The organism is Streptococcus oralis, from assembly GCF_023110435.1.
GTDB lineage: Bacteria > Bacillota > Bacilli > Lactobacillales > Streptococcaceae > Streptococcus > Streptococcus oralis_CF.
Window position 1 is genome coordinate 70,737 of the sequence record NZ_JALDWB010000002.1, and the last position, 15,585, is coordinate 86,321.

The window sequence follows — 15,585 nt, forward strand, 5'->3', positions numbered from 1 at the left end:
TGCCCAAAGGGGGAGCCGTGTGTTTGTTGTTTCTGAGGAATAATGACGAGAAAATCGGCCTTAAAATAAAATGAGAAACAGATTATTTCAGCATTTGAAAGATTTATGCTATGCTTGTAGGAGAAAATGAAAGGGGTAACAAATGTATTTAGGTGATTTGATGGAAAAAGCCGAATCTGGCCAATTTTTAGTCCTTTCCTTTCTATTACAAGATTCGCAGACAACAGTCAAGAAAGCCATGGAAGAAACAGGTTTTTCAAAGGCGACCCTAACCAAGTACATTTCTCTGATTAACGAAAATGCCTTGGAAAGAGGGCTAGAGCTGACCATCCACTTGGAAGATGAAAATCTACGTTTGTCGATTGGTGCTGCCACAAAGGGGAGAGAGATTCGGAGCTTGTTTCTAGACAATGCCATTAAATACCAAATTTTGGTTTACCTTCTCTATCACCAACAGTTTCTAGCTCATCAGTTGGCTCAAGAATTGATGATTAGTGAGGCCACGCTTGGTCGCCACTTAGCTAGTCTAAATCAGATTTTGTCAGAGTTTGACTTATCGATCCAAAATGGCCGTTGGCGAGGTCCGGAGCATCAGATTCGCTATTTCTATTTCTGTCTTTTCCGCAAGGTCTGGTCCAGTCAGGAGTGGGAAGGTCACATGCAGAAAGCTGAGAGAAAACAAGAGATTGCTACCCTAGAAGAAATCTGCGGTGCTAGCTTGTCTTCAGGTCAGAAATTGGACTTGGTTCTCTGGGCTCACATCAGTCAACAGCGCCTCCGGGTCAATGCCTGTCAGTTTCAAGTCATAGAAGAAAAAATGCGAGGGTATTTTGACAATCTTTTCTACCTTCGTTTGCTGAGAAAGGCTCCGTCCTTTTTTGCTGGGCAACACCTTCCTCTAGGGGCTGAGGATGGTGAGATGATGGTATTCTTTTCATTTCTCCTTTCCCATCGTATCTTGCCCCTTCATACTATGGAGTATATTCTTGGTTTTGGAGGGCAATTAGCCGATTTGCTGACGCAATTGATTCAAGAGATGAAGAAAGAGGAGTTGCTGGGGGACTACACAGAGGACCATGTCACCTATGAACTCAGTCAGCTTTGTGGTCAAGTTTATCTCTACAAGGGCTATATTTTACAAGATCAGTACAGATACCAGACAGAGAATCGCCATCCCTATTTGCTGATGGAACATGATTTTAGAGGGACTGCAGAAAGAATTTTTCATATTTTGCCTGCCTTTCATCAGCGGACCGACCTGGATAAGAAAATTCTCTGGGAATGGCTCCAGTTGATAGAGTATATGGCAGAAAATGGTGGCCAACATATGAGGATTGGTCTGGATTTGACATCTGGTTTCCTTGTCTTTTCTAGGATGGCTGCCATTTTGAAACGGTATTTGGAATACAATCGTTTCATTACCATAGAAGCCTATGATCCTAGTCGACATTATGATTTGTTAATTACCAACAACCCGATTTATAAGAAGGAACAAACACCAGTTTATTATTTAAAAAATGATTTGGATATGGAGGATTTAGCTACGATTCGTCAGATGCTATTTGCCTAAAAGACCTGAATTTTCAGGTCTTTTTTGTGAAATTCGCACAATCTCCTCACATTTTTTTAAAATTTTAAAAAAATTGATAAACAAGAAAGCGCTTTATTTTGTATACTAGTTACTGTAAAGAGGAATCCCCTCAAGATTTTATCAGGAGGACAGCACATGTCACAAGAAAAATACATCATGGCTATTGACCAAGGAACGACCAGTTCTCGTGCCATCATTTTTAACAAAAAAGGAGAAAAGGTCAGCTCTAGTCAAAAAGAATTCACTCAGATTTTTCCTCAAGCAGGTTGGGTTGAGCACAATGCCAATGAAATTTGGAACTCTGTTCAGTCAGTTATCGCGGGTGCTTTCATCGAAAGTGGTGTGAAACCAAGTCAAATCGAAGCAATCGGGATCACCAACCAGCGTGAAACAACTGTCGTCTGGGATAAGAAAACAGGGCTCCCTATCTACAATGCTATCGTTTGGCAATCACGTCAAACTGCTCCTCTGGCTGAACAACTAAAAAGCCAAGGTTATGTGGAAAAATTCCATGAAAAGACTGGTTTGGTTATCGATGCTTACTTCTCTGCTACCAAGGTTCGTTGGATTTTGGACCATGTAGAAGGCGCTCAAGAGAGAGCAGAAAAAGGAGAATTGCTCTTTGGTACTATCGATACTTGGTTGGTTTGGAAATTGACTGACGGTGCGGCTCATGTGACGGACTACTCAAATGCAGCCCGTACAATGCTCTATAACATTAAAGAACTCAAATGGGATGATGAGATTTTGGAAATCCTCAACATTCCTAAGGCTATGCTTCCAGAAGTTCGTTCTAACTCTGAAATCTACGGCAAGACTGCTCCATTCCATTTCTACGGTGGAGAAGTACCAATTTCAGGTATGGCTGGGGACCAACAGGCAGCCCTCTTCGGTCAGTTGGCCTTTGAACCAGGTATGGTCAAAAATACTTATGGAACAGGTTCTTTCATTATTATGAACACTGGTGAAGAGATGCAGTTGTCTGAAAACAACCTTTTGACAACGATTGGTTATGGAATCAACGGCAAGGTTTACTATGCCTTGGAAGGTTCTATCTTCATCGCAGGAAGTGCCATTCAGTGGCTTCGTGATGGACTTCGCATGGTTGAAAATTCACCAGAGTCTGAAAAATATGCTCTCAATTCTCACAACAATGACGAAGTCTATGTCGTACCTGCCTTTACAGGTCTAGGGGCTCCATACTGGAATCAAAACGCTCGTGGTTCGGTCTTTGGCTTAACTCGTGGAACAAGCAAAGAAGACTTTATCAAGGCGACTTTGCAATCTATCGCTTATCAAGTGCGTGACATCATCGACACGATGCAAGTGGATGCGCAGACAGCTATCCAAGTCTTGAAGGTAGATGGTGGTGCAGCCATGAACAACTTCCTCATGCAGTTCCAGGCTGACATCTTGGGAATTGATATCGCCCGCGCTAAAAACTTGGAAACAACTGCCCTAGGTGCAGCCTTCCTAGCAGGATTGTCAGTGGGCTACTGGAAGGACTTGGATGAGTTGAAACTCTTGAACGAGACAGGAGAACTCTTTGAGCCATCCATGAACGAATCGCGCAAGGAACAACTCTACAAGGGCTGGAAGAAGGCTGTGAAAGCAACGCAAGTCTTTGCGGAAATCGACGACTAATACGGTTTCTTGATGCAATGATCAGCTTAAGAATGAAACGACTCAGTTAGAAAGTGTGTAAATATGGAATTTTCAAAGAAAACACGAGAATTATCAATTAAAAAAATGCAGGAACGTACTCTGGATCTTTTGATTATCGGTGGAGGAATCACAGGGGCAGGTGTAGCCTTGCAGGCAGCAGCAAGTGGTCTTGAGACTGGTTTGATTGAAATGCAGGACTTCGCAGAAGGAACATCTAGCCGTTCAACAAAATTGGTTCACGGAGGTCTGCGTTACCTCAAACAATTTGACGTGGAAGTAGTCTCAGATACAGTTTCTGAACGTGCAGTGGTTCAACAAATCGCTCCACACATTCCAAAACCAGATCCAATGCTTTTGCCAGTTTACGATGAGGATGGAGCGACATTTAGCCTCTTCCGTCTCAAAGTAGCCATGGACTTGTACGACCTTTTGGCAGGGGTTAACAATACGCCAGCTGCTAACAAGGTCTTGAGCAAGGAAGAAGTCTTGGAACGCCAGCCAAACTTGAAGAAAGAAGGTTTGGTAGGAGGTGGGGTTTATCTTGACTTCCGTAATAACGATGCGCGTCTCGTGATTGAAAACATCAAACGTGCCAACCAAGACGGTGCACTCATTGCCAACCACGTTAAGGCAGAAGGCTTCCTCTTTGACGAAAGTGGCAAGATTACAGGTGTTGTAGCTCGTGATTTGTTGACAGACCAAGTCTTTGAAATTAAGGCTCGTCTGGTTATTAACACAACAGGTCCTTGGAGCGACAAGGTACGTAATTTGTCCAATAAGGGAACCCAATTCTCACAAATGCGTCCAACCAAGGGAGTTCACTTGGTAGTGGATTCAAGCAAAATCAAGGTTTCACAGCCAGTTTACTTTGACACAGGTTTGGGTGACGGTCGTATGGTTTTTGTTCTCCCACGTGAAAACAAGACCTACTTCGGTACAACTGATACAGACTACACAGGCGATTTGGAACATCCAAAAGTGACTCAGGAAGATGTAGATTATCTACTTGGCATTGTCAACAACCGCTTCCCAGAAGCTAACATTACTATCGATGATATCGAAAGCAGCTGGGCAGGTCTTCGTCCATTGATTGCAGGCAATAGCGCTTCTGACTACAATGGTGGAAACAACGGAACCATCAGCGATGAAAGCTTCAATAACTTGATTGCGACTGTCGAAGCTTATCTCTCGAAAGAAAAGACGCGTGAAGATGTTGAATCTGCTGTCAGCAAGCTTGAAAGCAGCACATCTGAGAAACATTTGGATCCATCTGCAGTTTCTCGTGGTTCGAGCTTGGACCGTGATGACAATGGCCTTTTGACCCTTGCTGGTGGTAAAATCACAGACTACCGTAAGATGGCTGAAGGAGCTATGGAGCGCGTGGTTGACATCCTTAAAGCCGAATTTGACCGTAGCTTTAAACTCATCAACTCTAAGACTTACCCTGTTTCAGGTGGAGAATTGAACCCAGCAAATGTGGATTCAGAAATCGAAGCCTTTGCTCAACTTGGAGTTTCACGTGGTTTGGATAGCAAGGAAGCTCACTATCTAGCAAATCTATACGGTTCAAATGCACCGAAGGTCTTTGCCCTTGCTCACAGCTTGGAACAGGCGCCAGGACTCAGCTTGGCAGACACCTTGTCCCTTCACTATGCAATGCGCAATGAATTGGCTCTTAGCCCAGTTGACTTCCTCCTTCGCCGTACCAACCACATGCTCTTCATGCGTGATAGTTTAGATAGCATCGTTGAGCCAGTTCTGGATGAAATGGGACGATTCTATGATTGGACTGAAGAAGAAAAAGCAGCCTACCATGCGGATGTCGAAGCAGCTCTTGCTCAAAACGATTTAGCAGAACTAAAAAATTAAGAAAAACTAGAAGAGAGGGAGGGCAGCATTCCTTGTCGCTCGCCCCTTCTTTTAAATGGAGACAAAGATATGATGAAAGAATTATTTGGAGAATTTTTGGGGACCTTAATCCTGATCCTCCTAGGAAATGGTGTTGTTGCAGGTGTGGTTCTTCCCAAAACCAAGAGCAACAATTCAGGATGGATTGTGATTACTATGGGATGGGGAATTGCTGTAGCTGTTGCAGCCTTTGTATCTGGCACGCTCAGCCCAGCCCACCTAAATCCAGCTGTGACGTTTGCTATGGCCTTAAAAGGAACGCTCTCTTGGGCTTCTGTTTTCCCTTATATCCTAGCCCAATTCGCAGGAGCGATGGTGGCTCAGATTTTGGTTTGGTTGCAATTCAAACCACACTATGAGGCGGAAGAAAACGCAGGAAATATCCTAGCGACATTTAGTACTGGACCAGCAATCAAGAACACAGTATCGAACTTGGTTAGCGAAATCCTTGGAACTTTTGTTTTGCTCTTGACAATCTTTGCCTTGGGACTCTATGACCTTCAAGCCGGTTTAGGGACCTTTGCAGTGGGAACGTTGATTGTCGGCATCGGTCTTTCACTAGGTGGGACAACGGGTTATGCCTTGAACCCAGCTCGTGACCTTGGACCTCGTATCATGCACAGCATCTTGCCAATTCCAAACAAGGGAGACGGAGACTGGTCTTATGCTTGGATTCCTGTTGTGGGACCTATCCTCGGAGCGTCCTTAGCAGTCCTCGTATTCTCACTTTTCTAAGATAAAAGAGTGATTGGCAACAGAGTTTGAGATGGAAATCTCAGGCTCTTTTTTGTCTTTATTTATGACAAAAAGATTGATATCTTAACTTATCTTAAAATAAGCTAAAACGAACTTTTAAGTTATGGTAAACAGTTGAAAAAAAGGTTGATAAAATGGTACAATGTTAGGAAGATAAGGTAGTAAATGCATAGTTGCATAGCTTTTTTGAAAAATCATAGAAAATTGAACACACTAACTATGGGAAAACACAGAAAATTATATATGTTTTTGGGACAGACCGTCCTATATTTTGTAATCTTACTTGGTTTGCTTTATTTTTTTAGTTACCTTGGTCAGAGTCAAGGAACCTTTATTTATAATGAGTTCTAGTTTGAAGGAGAAGAAAAACCGTGTCTAATAAACCGATAAAAGATATGATTGAAACGATTGAGCACTTTGCTCAAACACATCCAACATATCCTGTCTACAATGTTTTAGGTCAAGAGCACACTTATGGTGATCTGAAGGCTGATTCAGATAGTTTAGCTGCAGCTATCGATCGACTTGGCTTGCCTGAGAAATCTCCAGTCGTCGTTTTTGGTGGTCAGGAGTATGAGATGTTGGCTACCTTTGTAGCGCTGACTAAGTTGGGGCATGCCTACATTCCTATTGACAGCCATTCGGCCTTGGAACGAGTTTATGCTATCGTAGAAGTTGCAGAGCCAAGTTTGATTATTGCCATTTCAGAATTTCTATTAGAGCAAACAAGCACACCGATGCTGAATTTAGAGCAAGTTCATGAAGCTTTTGCTCAAGCTTCTAGCTACGAGATGAACCATCCAGTCAAGGGAGATGACAACTACTACATCATCTTTACTTCTGGTACGACTGGTAAGCCAAAGGGAGTGCAGATTTCCCATGATAATCTCCTCAGCTTTACCAACTGGATGATTACAGATAAGGAATTTGCGACGCCAAGTCGTCCACAAATGCTGGCTCAGCCCCCTTATTCTTTTGATCTATCTGTCATGTACTGGGCACCGACTTTGGCACTTGGTGGCACGCTTTTCGCTCTTCCTTCAGCCATTACTCAGGACTTCAAAAAACTCTTTGCGACGATTTTTTCCTTGCCCATTGCTATCTGGACCTCAACACCTTCCTTTGCAGATATGGCCATGTTGTCAGAAGACTTTAACAGTGAGAAAATGCCAGGAATCACGCATTTCTACTTTGATGGTGAAGAATTGACGGTCAAAACAGCTCAAAAACTACGTGAGCGATTCCCACATGCCCGTATTATCAATGCCTACGGACCAACAGAAGCGACAGTAGCTTTGTCAGCAGTTGCTGTAACAGACGAGATGTTGAAGACTCTCAAACGCCTGCCAATCGGCTATACCAAGGCGGATTCTCCGACCTTTATCATTGATGAGGAAGGTAAGAAAGTTCCAAATGGTGAACAGGGAGAAATCATCGTTTCTGGGCCAGCTGTTTCAAAAGGTTATATGAATAATCCTGAAAAAACAGCAGAAGCTTTCTTTGAATTCGAAGGTCTTCCGGCCTACCACACAGGGGATGTAGGAACTATGACAGATGAGGGCTTGCTTCTCTACGGTGGACGAATGGATTTCCAGATTAAGTTTAACGGTTATCGTATTGAGCTTGAAGATGTCTCTCAAAACCTCAACAAATCTCGCTATATCGAGTCGGCTGTTGCTGTTCCACGTTATAACAAGGACCACAAGGTGCAAAATCTACTGGCCTATGTTATCCTAAAGGACGGTGTCCGCGAGCAGTTTGAACGTGATATCGATATTACCAAGGCTATTAAGGAAGACCTAGCAGATATCATGATGTCTTATATGATGCCATCGAAATTCCTCTATCGAGATAGTTTACCACTAACGCCTAATGGTAAAATTGATATTAAGGGCTTGATTAATGAGGTAAACAATAGATGATGGAGCTTTACAAACAGCTGCCTCATTTGGAACCTTATGGCAATCTTTATTATTTTTTGTATGTGATTGCTGCGACCCTACCGATATTTATCGGGCTCTTTTTCAAGAAACGTTTTGCTTGGTATGAGGTGCTGATTAGTCTCTTTTTTATCGTCACCATGTTGGTCGGTGGAAAGACGAATCAAATAAGCGCTCTTGTCCTTTATGTTATCTGGCAAGTACTGCTTGTATCTTTCTACAAAAGGTACAGGAAACGACAGGATAGTAAATGGATATTTTACCTAGTTAGCTTTTTATCTCTATTGCCAATCGTCTTTGTGAAAGTATCTCCTGCTATTCATGGCCCTCAATCTTTGCTTGGATTTTTGGGAATTTCTTATCTGACGTTTCGTTCGGTTGGGATTATCATCGAGCTGAGAGATGGAGTGATTAAGGATTTTACCCTCTGGGAATTCCTTCGTTTCCTTCTCTTCATGCCGACTTTTTCAAGTGGTCCAATCGATCGCTTTAAGCGATTTAATGAAAATTATCAGAACATTCCTGAGCGAGATGAGTTGATGGATATGCTAGAAGAGGCTGTCAAATATATCATGCTTGGCTTCCTCTACAAGTTTATCTTGGCTCATATTCTAGGAGAGACATTATTGCCTCCGCTGAAAAATTTGGCTTTGCAGACAGGCGGTTTCTTTAATCATTATGCTCTGGCGGTGATGTATACCTTTGGTTTAGAATTATTCTTTGACTTTGCGGGCTACTCTATGTTTGCTTTAGCAATTTCAAACTTGATGGGGATTCATAGTCCTATCAACTTTAACAAGCCCTTTTTGTCTAGGGATTTAAAAGAGTTTTGGAATCGCTGGCACATGAGTCTGTCTTTCTGGTTCCGTGACTTTGTTTTTATGCGGATGGTCATGGTTCTAACCAGAAAGAAGGTCTTTAAGAATCGCAACGTCACCTCAAGTGTCGCCTATATTGTAAATATGCTGATTATGGGATTTTGGCATGGTGTGACCTGGTACTACATCGCCTATGGCCTTTTTCATGGGATTGGGCTGGTGATCAATGATGCTTGGGTTCGTAAGAAAAAAGCGCTCAATAAAGAACGGAAAAAAGCTGGGAAGGGTTCCTTACCTGAGAATCGCTGGATTCAGTTGCTTGGCATGGTTATCACCTTCCATGTCGTTATGTTCTCATTCTTAATCTTTTCTGGATTTTTGAATGATTTGTGGTTTAAAAAATAAAAGGATATAAAAATGGATATCAAATCAGAAGTTATTGAAATTATTGATGAGTTGTTTATGGAAGATGTTTCTGACATGATGGATGAAGATCTTTTTGATGCTGGTGTCTTGGATAGTATGGGGACGGTTGAATTGATTGTTGAGATTGAAAATCGTTTTGACATTCGTGTTCCAGTGACGGAGTTTGGTCGTGATGACTGGAATACAGCTAATAAAATCGTGGAAGGTATTGCGGAGTTAAAGAATGCTTAAACGCTTGTGGCTGATCTTCGGACCCATATTTATTGCAGCTTTTTTTGTTCTTTTGCTCATCTATTTCTTTCCTAGTAAACAAAGCCACAATCTGATGGAGGAGAAGTATTCTGCAGCTTCCATCAGTAGGGAAAGTTTTAAAGAGAGAAGTCAAAAAGTGAGAGCGCTAACGGATCCCAATATGCGTTTTGTCCCTTTTTTAGGGTCAAGTGAATGGATTCGATTTGATAGTGTCCATCCAGCTGTTTTAGCAGAAAAATACAATCGTCCCTATCGCCCGTACTTTATGGGTCAGGCAGGAGCGGCCTCGCTTAACCAATATTTCGGTTTGCAGCAGATTCTGCCAGAAATTGAGGAAAAGCAGGCGGTGTTTGTCATCTCTCCTCAGTGGTTTACAGAGACGGATTACGAGCCAGCAGCGTTTCAGAGATTCTTTAATAGCGACCAGTTGACAGCTTTTTTGGAAAATCAATCTGGGGACATCTCGGCTAAGCATGCTGCGACGCGTTTGTTGAAGCAGAACCCGAGTGTGGCACTGAAAGGCATCCTTCAAAAGCTTTCAAAAGGAGAGGACTTGTCAGATGCTGATCGACTTATCATCAACCTCTTTGCACGATTCAATGAAAAGCAGTCCTCTCTTTTTGGTCAATTTTCCATTCGGGGGAAACTCAAGTACAAAGAACATGTAGAAAACTATTTAAAAGATCTTCCTGATCAGTTTTCCTATGACGCTTTAGAAGAAATTGCCCGTAAGGATGCAGAGGCAAATACGACCAATAACGATATGGGGATGGAGAATCATTTCTACACGTACGAGGTCAAAAAAGACTTAAAAAAATGGGAAGGGTATCAAAAAAATTATAACTTCCTAAAGTCGTCTGAATACAATGATTTGCAGTTGGTTCTTAATCAATTTGCCAAATCAAAGGTCAATGTGCTCTTTGTTATCCAGCCTGTCAACAAGAAATGGATGGAATACACAGAACTCAGTGAAGAAATGTATCAACATGCAGTGGAGAAAATCCGTTACCAGTTAGAAAGTCAAGGCTTTACCAATATTGCTGACTTTTCTAAAAAAGGAGGAGAACCTTACTTTATCAAGGATACCATCCACTTAGGTTGGTTGGGCTGGTTGGCTTTTGATAAGGTTGTGAATCCCTTCTTGACGGATCCAAAACCAGCCCCAGACTACAAGATGAATGACCGCTTCTTTAGCAAGGACTGGGCGACCTATGATGGAAATATCAAAGATTTCTAATAACAAATCAAAAGAGTTCAAGTGTGAAATGTGCTCTCATGTTTCCCTTGACTCTTTTTTGGTTTATGATATAATTAACCAGTAAAGAATCGGTGGCTATCTATGTTTTTTACGAAAAGATAGCTAGGGAAGGAGTAACACATGAGACAGCTTGCACAGGAAATCGATAACTTTTTAAACGAGGTGATCTTGAGATCTGAGAACCAGCATGAAATTCTGATTGGGCATTGCACAAGTGATGTTGCCTTGACCAACACTCAGGAACACATCCTCATGCTCTTGTCAGAAGAATCCCTAACCAACTCAGAGTTGGCCCGTCGCCTCAATGTCAGTCAGGCGGCAGTGACCAAGGCTATCAAGTCTTTGGTCAAAGAGGGTATGTTAGAGACATCTAGAGATCCAAAAGATGCGCGTGTGATCTTTTATCAACTGACAGAGCTGGCTCGACCAGTGGCAGAGGAACACCACCATCATCATGAACACACGCTCTTAGCCTATGAACAAGTGGCAAGTCAGTTTACTCCAAATGAACAAGAAGTTATCCAGCGGTTTTTAACTGCTTTAGTAGGAGAAATCAAATAATGCGGTATATTACAGTAGAGGACTTGTCTTTCTATTATGACAAAGAACCTGTCCTCGAGCACATCAACTATAGTGTTGATAGTGGGGAGTTTGTCACCCTGACTGGTGAAAATGGAGCTGCCAAGACAACGCTTATCAAGGCGAGCCTAGGCATCTTGCAACCAAGATTTGGCAAGGTAACCATCTCAAAGACAAATACTCATGGAAAAAAGCTAAGGATAGCTTATCTTCCCCAGCAGATAGCCAGTTTTAATGCTGGCTTTCCAAGTACGGTTTATGAATTTGTCAAGTCGGGTCGCTATCCGCGAAAGGGTTGGTTCCGTCGCTTGAACGCCCATGATGAGGAGCATATAAAGGCTAGTCTAGACTCAGTTGGTATGTGGGAACACCGTGACAAACGAATTGGTTCCCTTTCGGGAGGGCAAAAGCAACGGGCGGTGATTGCTCGGATGTTTGCTTCTGACCCGGATATCTTTGTCTTGGATGAGCCGACGACAGGGATGGATGCGGGGAGCAAAAATGAATTTTACGAACTCATGCACCACAGTGCCCACCATCATGGCAAGGCCGTTTTGATGATTACCCATGACCCTGAGGAGGTCAAGGATTACGCGGATCGAAATATCCATCTAGTGCGTAACCAAGACTCGCCATGGCGTTGTTTTAACGTTCACGAGAGTGACCAGGAGGTGGACCATGCTTAGTTTGTTATCATATGACTTCATGCAGCGGGCCTTCTTGGCTGTCATTGCCATGAGTCTCTTTTCTCCAGTTCTTGGGACCTTCCTTATCTTACGTCGTCAGAGTTTGATGAGTGATACTCTTAGTCACGTTTCTTTGTCTGGTGTAGCCTTTGGTCTGGTTTTGGGGATTTCGCCAACCATTTCGACCATTGTCATTGTCTTGATTGCAGCGGTTTTTCTAGAGTATCTCCGTACAGTCTATAAGAACTTTATGGAAATCGGGACAGCTATCCTCATGTCAACAGGACTTGCAGTGTCTCTTATCGTGATGAGTAAGGGGAAAAGTTCGAGTTCCATGAGTTTGGACCAGTACCTTTTTGGTTCGATTGTGACCATTAGCCAGGAGCAGGTGATTTTCCTCTTTGCCATTGCAGCGGTCGTTTTACTCTTGACTTTCTTGTTCTTGCGACCAATGTATATCCTGACTTTTGATGAGGACACGGCTTTTGTAGATGGACTTCCAGTGCGGACCATGTCTATCCTCTTTAACATGGTGACAGGGGTGGCGATTGCCCTCATGATTCCAGCGGCAGGAGCTCTTTTGGTATCGACCATTATGGTCTTGCCGGCTAGTATTGCCCTGCGTCTGGGGAAAAACTTTAAATCCGTTATGTTACTAGCCAGCGCTATTGGCTTTTTGGGAATGGTGGCAGGACTCTATATTTCCTACTATGCGGAAACCCCTGCCAGCGCTAGTATCACCATTATCTTTGTAGCTGTCTTTTTGTTAGTCAGTTTATTGAAACGTTTTATCAAATAGGAGAATGAAATGAAAAAACTGAGCTTATTGCTAGCTAGTCTATGTGCCTTGTTTTTAGTGGCTTGTTCCAATCAAAAACAGGCAGATGGGAAGCTAAATATCGTGACAACCTTTTACCCTGTCTACGAATTTACCAAGCAAGTCGCAGGAGATACTGCTAATGTAGAACTTCTAATCGGTGCTGGTACAGAACCTCACGAATACGAACCGTCTGCCAAGGCAGTTGCTAAAATCCAAGATGCAGATACCTTTGTCTATGAAAATGAAAATATGGAAACATGGGTTCCTAAATTACTAGATACTTTGAATAAGAAAAAGGTGAAAACCATCAAGGCGACAGGTGATATGCTCCTCTTACCAGGTGGTGAGGAAGAAGAGGAAGGCCATGATCACGGTGGTGAAGGTCACCATCACGACTACGATCCTCACGTTTGGTTATCACCAGCACGCGCCATCAAACTAGTAGAGCATATCCGTGACAGCTTGTCAGCAGATTATCCTGATAAAAAAGAGACTTTTGAGAAGAACGCAGCTGCCTATATTGAGAAACTAAAAGCCTTGGACAAGACCTACACAGATGGCTTGTCTCAAGCCAAACAAAAGAGCTTTGTGACCCAGCACGCAGCTTTCCGATACTTGGCTTTGGACTACGGCCTCAAGCAAGTATCCATCTCAGGTCTCTCACCAGATGCAGAGCCATCAGCAGCACGTTTGGCAGAATTGACAGAGTATATCAAGAAAAACAAGATTTCTTATATCTACTTTGAGGAAAATGCCTCACAAGCCCTTGCCAATACCCTCTCAAAAGAAACGGGCGTCAAACTAGATGTGCTCAATCCGCTAGAAAGCCTGACAGAAGAAGCAACCAAGGCTGGTGAGGACTATATCTCCGTGATGGAGAAAAACCTCAAGGCTTTGAAACAAACAACGGACCAAGAAGGACCAGAAATCGAACCAGAGAAGGAAGAAAATACAAAGACAGTTCACAATGGTTACTTTGAGGATGCAGATGTCAAAGACCGCACCTTGAGTGACTATGTAGGCAACTGGCAGTCAGTTTATCCTTTCCTTGAGGATGGAACCTTCGATCAAGTCTTTGACTACAAGGCTAAGTTGACTGGCAAGATGACCAAGGATGAGTATAAGGCTTACTATAGAAAAGGCTATCAGACAGATGTGACTAAGATTAATATCACGGACAATACCATGGAATTCATCCAAGGTGGCCAAAGCAAGAAATTCACCTACAAGTATGTCGGTAAGAAAATCTTGACTTATAAGAAAGGTAATCGTGGCGTGCGCTTTCTCTTTGAAGCAACAGATGCGGACGCTGGACAGTTCAAGTATGTTCAGTTTAGTGACCACAATATCGCTCCAGTCAAGGCAGAACATTTCCATATCTTCTTTGGAGGCACCAGCCAAGAAGCTCTCTTTGAAGAGATGGACAACTGGCCAACCTACTATCCAGATAACCTATCTGGTCAAGAAATCGCCCAAGAAATGTTGGTGCATTGATGCAAGAGAAAAATCCCGCGAATCTGCGGGATTTTTTGGGTAGAAACGATTATCTGGTTAGGTTGCGAGACGGTAAACCACCTCTGCGTAGATGTCCATAGCGCGATAAAGATCGTCTAGGACAGCTGCTTCATTTGCCTGATGTTCAGTTTGTTGTGCTCCTGGGAAAAGAGCGCCAAAGGCTACACAGTTTGGCATGGTGCGGGCAAAGGTAGCACCACCTGATGACAGAGGAGGAGTTTTATCTCCAGTTTTTTCTTGGTAGACTTGCATAAGGGTAGTAACAAGTTGGCTATCTCTTGCGACATAGAGGGGGGCTAGATAGTCAAATTCTTGGTAGTCAAGTTGGTAGTCTTTGGCGCACTGAGTGAGCTGTGTCACCAGTTTCTCCTTATCTGCTAGCACAGGTATGCGTATATCGATCCGAATCTCGGAGCGATCGGGATTGATAGTCAAGCCCGCAACATTAAAGGAGAGGGAACCAGACGGTTCATCAGCAACTTCTCCAAAGATTCCAAGCCCCCTACCATCTTGTCCTGCTTTGTCGGCTAGAAAATGGAGGGCAGGGTGGGATTGGAGAGGTGCGAGTATACTAGCAAGTCGAATGACTGCATTGACACCTTGACTAGCATCTTTGGCGTGTTTAGGTACCCCGAGTACGGTCACGGTTTGGTCTGTGGTTTGGTGATCAAAATTTGCTTCCTTCAAACCTTTACAAATCTCTTCATAAAGAGGACCTTGGTAACTTGCCTTGTCTGGTACGACATTAAAGGCACCTCCGACATCAAGCTTGAGATGATCAGAACCGGGGCCATGAAGCTTGACTTGAAGGAGCCCCTTTTCAGCGTATGTCAAAGGAAATGACGAATCCGGTGCAAATCCCATGCTGGCTTGTTCTTCGAGGGCGTTGTAGCGTGCCATACATCTCCAAAGAGTTTCTTCATCCGTACCAAAGATAAAACGCACGCGCTTCTTAAATTGGATGCCTTGGTCCAGCAAGCTTTTCACTGCGTAGAGAGCTGCGAGTGAAGGACCTTTGTCGTCTTGTGCCCCTCGTCCATAGAGTTTGCCTTCTCTGATAGTTGCTTCAAATGGAGGAGATTGCCAATCTGACAAATCTCCTGCAGGCACAACATCCAAGTGACAGAGGATAGCAAGGAGTTCTCCCTCACCAACCTCTGCATAACCATAATAGCCCTTAGGATCAATATAAGTTTTAAAGCCAAGTTCACGGCAGATTTCCAGCGTCTTTTCTAGAACATCTTGAATAGCTTGTCCAAAAGGTGTCCCATTTTCCCCTTCTTGGAGGACAGATGGGTAGGAGATGAGAGTCTTTAGACTCTGTATAAAGCTCTGTTTAATGGAGTCAGTGATGTAGACGGTCATTCGTTT

Annotated in this window: 14 protein-coding genes; 13 read left to right on the forward strand and 1 reads right to left on the reverse strand. The window is 43.2% G+C overall.

Translation table 11 applies throughout. The features are described 5' to 3' along the window. The first annotated feature begins 142 nt into the window (after positions 1–142). From M1F97_RS04600 to M1F97_RS04660, 13 genes are all read left to right on the forward strand, one after another. A complete protein-coding gene (locus M1F97_RS04600; protein ID WP_247944352.1) occupies positions 143–1,570 on the forward strand; it encodes a helix-turn-helix domain-containing protein in 1,428 nt (475 codons plus the stop codon). Between the two features lie 156 nt (positions 1,571–1,726). Then, positions 1,727–3,235, forward strand: a complete 1,509-nt coding sequence (gene glpK / locus M1F97_RS04605; protein ID WP_125449817.1) for a glycerol kinase GlpK — start codon at positions 1,727–1,729, stop codon at positions 3,233–3,235. A gap of 63 nt (positions 3,236–3,298) precedes the next feature. Further along, on the forward strand, positions 3,299–5,125 hold the full coding sequence (gene glpO / locus M1F97_RS04610; RefSeq protein ID WP_125449819.1) for a type 1 glycerol-3-phosphate oxidase: 1,827 nt from the start codon (positions 3,299–3,301) through the stop codon (positions 5,123–5,125). Positions 5,126–5,194: 69 nt separating this feature from the next. Further along, a complete protein-coding gene (locus tag M1F97_RS04615; protein ID WP_125449821.1) occupies positions 5,195–5,899 on the forward strand; it encodes an MIP/aquaporin family protein in 705 nt (234 codons plus the stop codon). A 240-nt stretch (positions 5,900–6,139) separates the two neighbouring features. Then, positions 6,140–6,271, forward strand: coding sequence for a teichoic acid D-Ala incorporation-associated protein DltX (locus M1F97_RS04620; RefSeq protein ID WP_025168981.1), 132 nt, complete (start codon positions 6,140–6,142; stop codon positions 6,269–6,271). A gap of 20 nt (positions 6,272–6,291) precedes the next feature. Then, on the forward strand, positions 6,292–7,842 hold the full coding sequence (gene dltA / locus M1F97_RS04625; RefSeq protein WP_247944353.1) for a D-alanine--poly(phosphoribitol) ligase subunit DltA: 1,551 nt from the start codon (positions 6,292–6,294) through the stop codon (positions 7,840–7,842). Continuing rightward, positions 7,839–9,083 (forward strand): D-alanyl-lipoteichoic acid biosynthesis protein DltB, encoded by a 1,245-nt coding sequence (dltB, locus tag M1F97_RS04630; protein WP_247944354.1) that lies wholly within the window; start codon positions 7,839–7,841, stop codon positions 9,081–9,083. The genes dltA and dltB overlap by 4 nt, the downstream gene beginning before the upstream one ends. Before the next feature lie 12 nt (positions 9,084–9,095). Continuing rightward, positions 9,096–9,335: a D-alanine--poly(phosphoribitol) ligase subunit DltC gene (dltC, locus tag M1F97_RS04635; protein ID WP_000351970.1), complete on the forward strand. Its 240-nt coding sequence runs from the start codon at positions 9,096–9,098 to the stop codon at positions 9,333–9,335. Beyond that, positions 9,328–10,593: a D-alanyl-lipoteichoic acid biosynthesis protein DltD gene (gene dltD / locus M1F97_RS04640; protein ID WP_247944355.1), complete on the forward strand. Its 1,266-nt coding sequence runs from the start codon at positions 9,328–9,330 to the stop codon at positions 10,591–10,593. Before dltC ends, dltD begins: the two co-directional genes overlap by 8 nt. Positions 10,594–10,734: 141 nt before the next feature. Beyond that, positions 10,735–11,175 (forward strand): zinc-dependent transcriptional regulator AdcR, encoded by a 441-nt coding sequence (gene adcR, locus M1F97_RS04645; protein ID WP_001249328.1) that lies wholly within the window; start codon positions 10,735–10,737, stop codon positions 11,173–11,175. Then, on the forward strand, positions 11,175–11,879 hold the full coding sequence (locus M1F97_RS04650; protein WP_001269482.1) for a metal ABC transporter ATP-binding protein: 705 nt from the start codon (positions 11,175–11,177) through the stop codon (positions 11,877–11,879). Before adcR ends, M1F97_RS04650 begins: the two co-directional genes overlap by 1 nt. Beyond that, positions 11,872–12,678 carry a metal ABC transporter permease gene (locus M1F97_RS04655; RefSeq protein ID WP_139659041.1) on the forward strand — a complete coding sequence of 269 codons (807 nt, stop codon included), beginning with the start codon at positions 11,872–11,874 and terminating at the stop codon, positions 12,676–12,678. The genes M1F97_RS04650 and M1F97_RS04655 overlap by 8 nt, the downstream gene beginning before the upstream one ends. Before the next feature lie 9 nt (positions 12,679–12,687). Beyond that, a complete protein-coding gene (locus M1F97_RS04660) occupies positions 12,688–14,193 on the forward strand; it encodes a zinc ABC transporter substrate-binding protein AdcA (protein WP_247944356.1) in 1,506 nt (501 codons plus the stop codon). A 57-nt stretch (positions 14,194–14,250) separates the two neighbouring features. Here the strand turns inward: M1F97_RS04660 and M1F97_RS04665 are convergent, their stop codons facing one another. Continuing rightward, on the reverse strand, positions 14,251–15,579 hold the full coding sequence (locus tag M1F97_RS04665) for a dipeptidase (RefSeq protein ID WP_247944357.1): 1,329 nt from the start codon (positions 15,577–15,579) through the stop codon (positions 14,251–14,253). Positions 15,580–15,585 lie beyond the last annotated feature (6 nt).

Bases quoted from the DNA above. Each gene is read 5' to 3' on its own strand.
- M1F97_RS04600 (WP_247944352.1), top strand. From the start codon at position 143: ATGTATTTAGGTGATTTGATGGAAAAAGCCGAATCTGGCCAATTTTTA.
- glpK (WP_125449817.1), top strand. From the start codon at position 1,727: ATGTCACAAGAAAAATACATCATGGCTATTGACCAAGGAACGACCAGT.
- glpO (WP_125449819.1), top strand. From the start codon at position 3,299: ATGGAATTTTCAAAGAAAACACGAGAATTATCAATTAAAAAAATGCAG.
- M1F97_RS04615 (WP_125449821.1), top strand. From the start codon at position 5,195: ATGATGAAAGAATTATTTGGAGAATTTTTGGGGACCTTAATCCTGATC.
- M1F97_RS04620 (WP_025168981.1), top strand. From the start codon at position 6,140: ATGGGAAAACACAGAAAATTATATATGTTTTTGGGACAGACCGTCCTA.
- dltB (WP_247944354.1), top strand. From the start codon at position 7,839: ATGATGGAGCTTTACAAACAGCTGCCTCATTTGGAACCTTATGGCAAT.
- dltC (WP_000351970.1), top strand. From the start codon at position 9,096: ATGGATATCAAATCAGAAGTTATTGAAATTATTGATGAGTTGTTTATG.
- dltD (WP_247944355.1), top strand. From the start codon at position 9,328: ATGCTTAAACGCTTGTGGCTGATCTTCGGACCCATATTTATTGCAGCT.
- adcR (WP_001249328.1), top strand. From the start codon at position 10,735: ATGAGACAGCTTGCACAGGAAATCGATAACTTTTTAAACGAGGTGATC.
- M1F97_RS04650 (WP_001269482.1), top strand. From the start codon at position 11,175: ATGCGGTATATTACAGTAGAGGACTTGTCTTTCTATTATGACAAAGAA.
- M1F97_RS04655 (WP_139659041.1), top strand. From the start codon at position 11,872: ATGCTTAGTTTGTTATCATATGACTTCATGCAGCGGGCCTTCTTGGCT.
- M1F97_RS04660 (WP_247944356.1), top strand. From the start codon at position 12,688: ATGAAAAAACTGAGCTTATTGCTAGCTAGTCTATGTGCCTTGTTTTTA.
- M1F97_RS04665 (WP_247944357.1), bottom strand. From the start codon at position 15,579: ATGACCGTCTACATCACTGACTCCATTAAACAGAGCTTTATACAGAGT.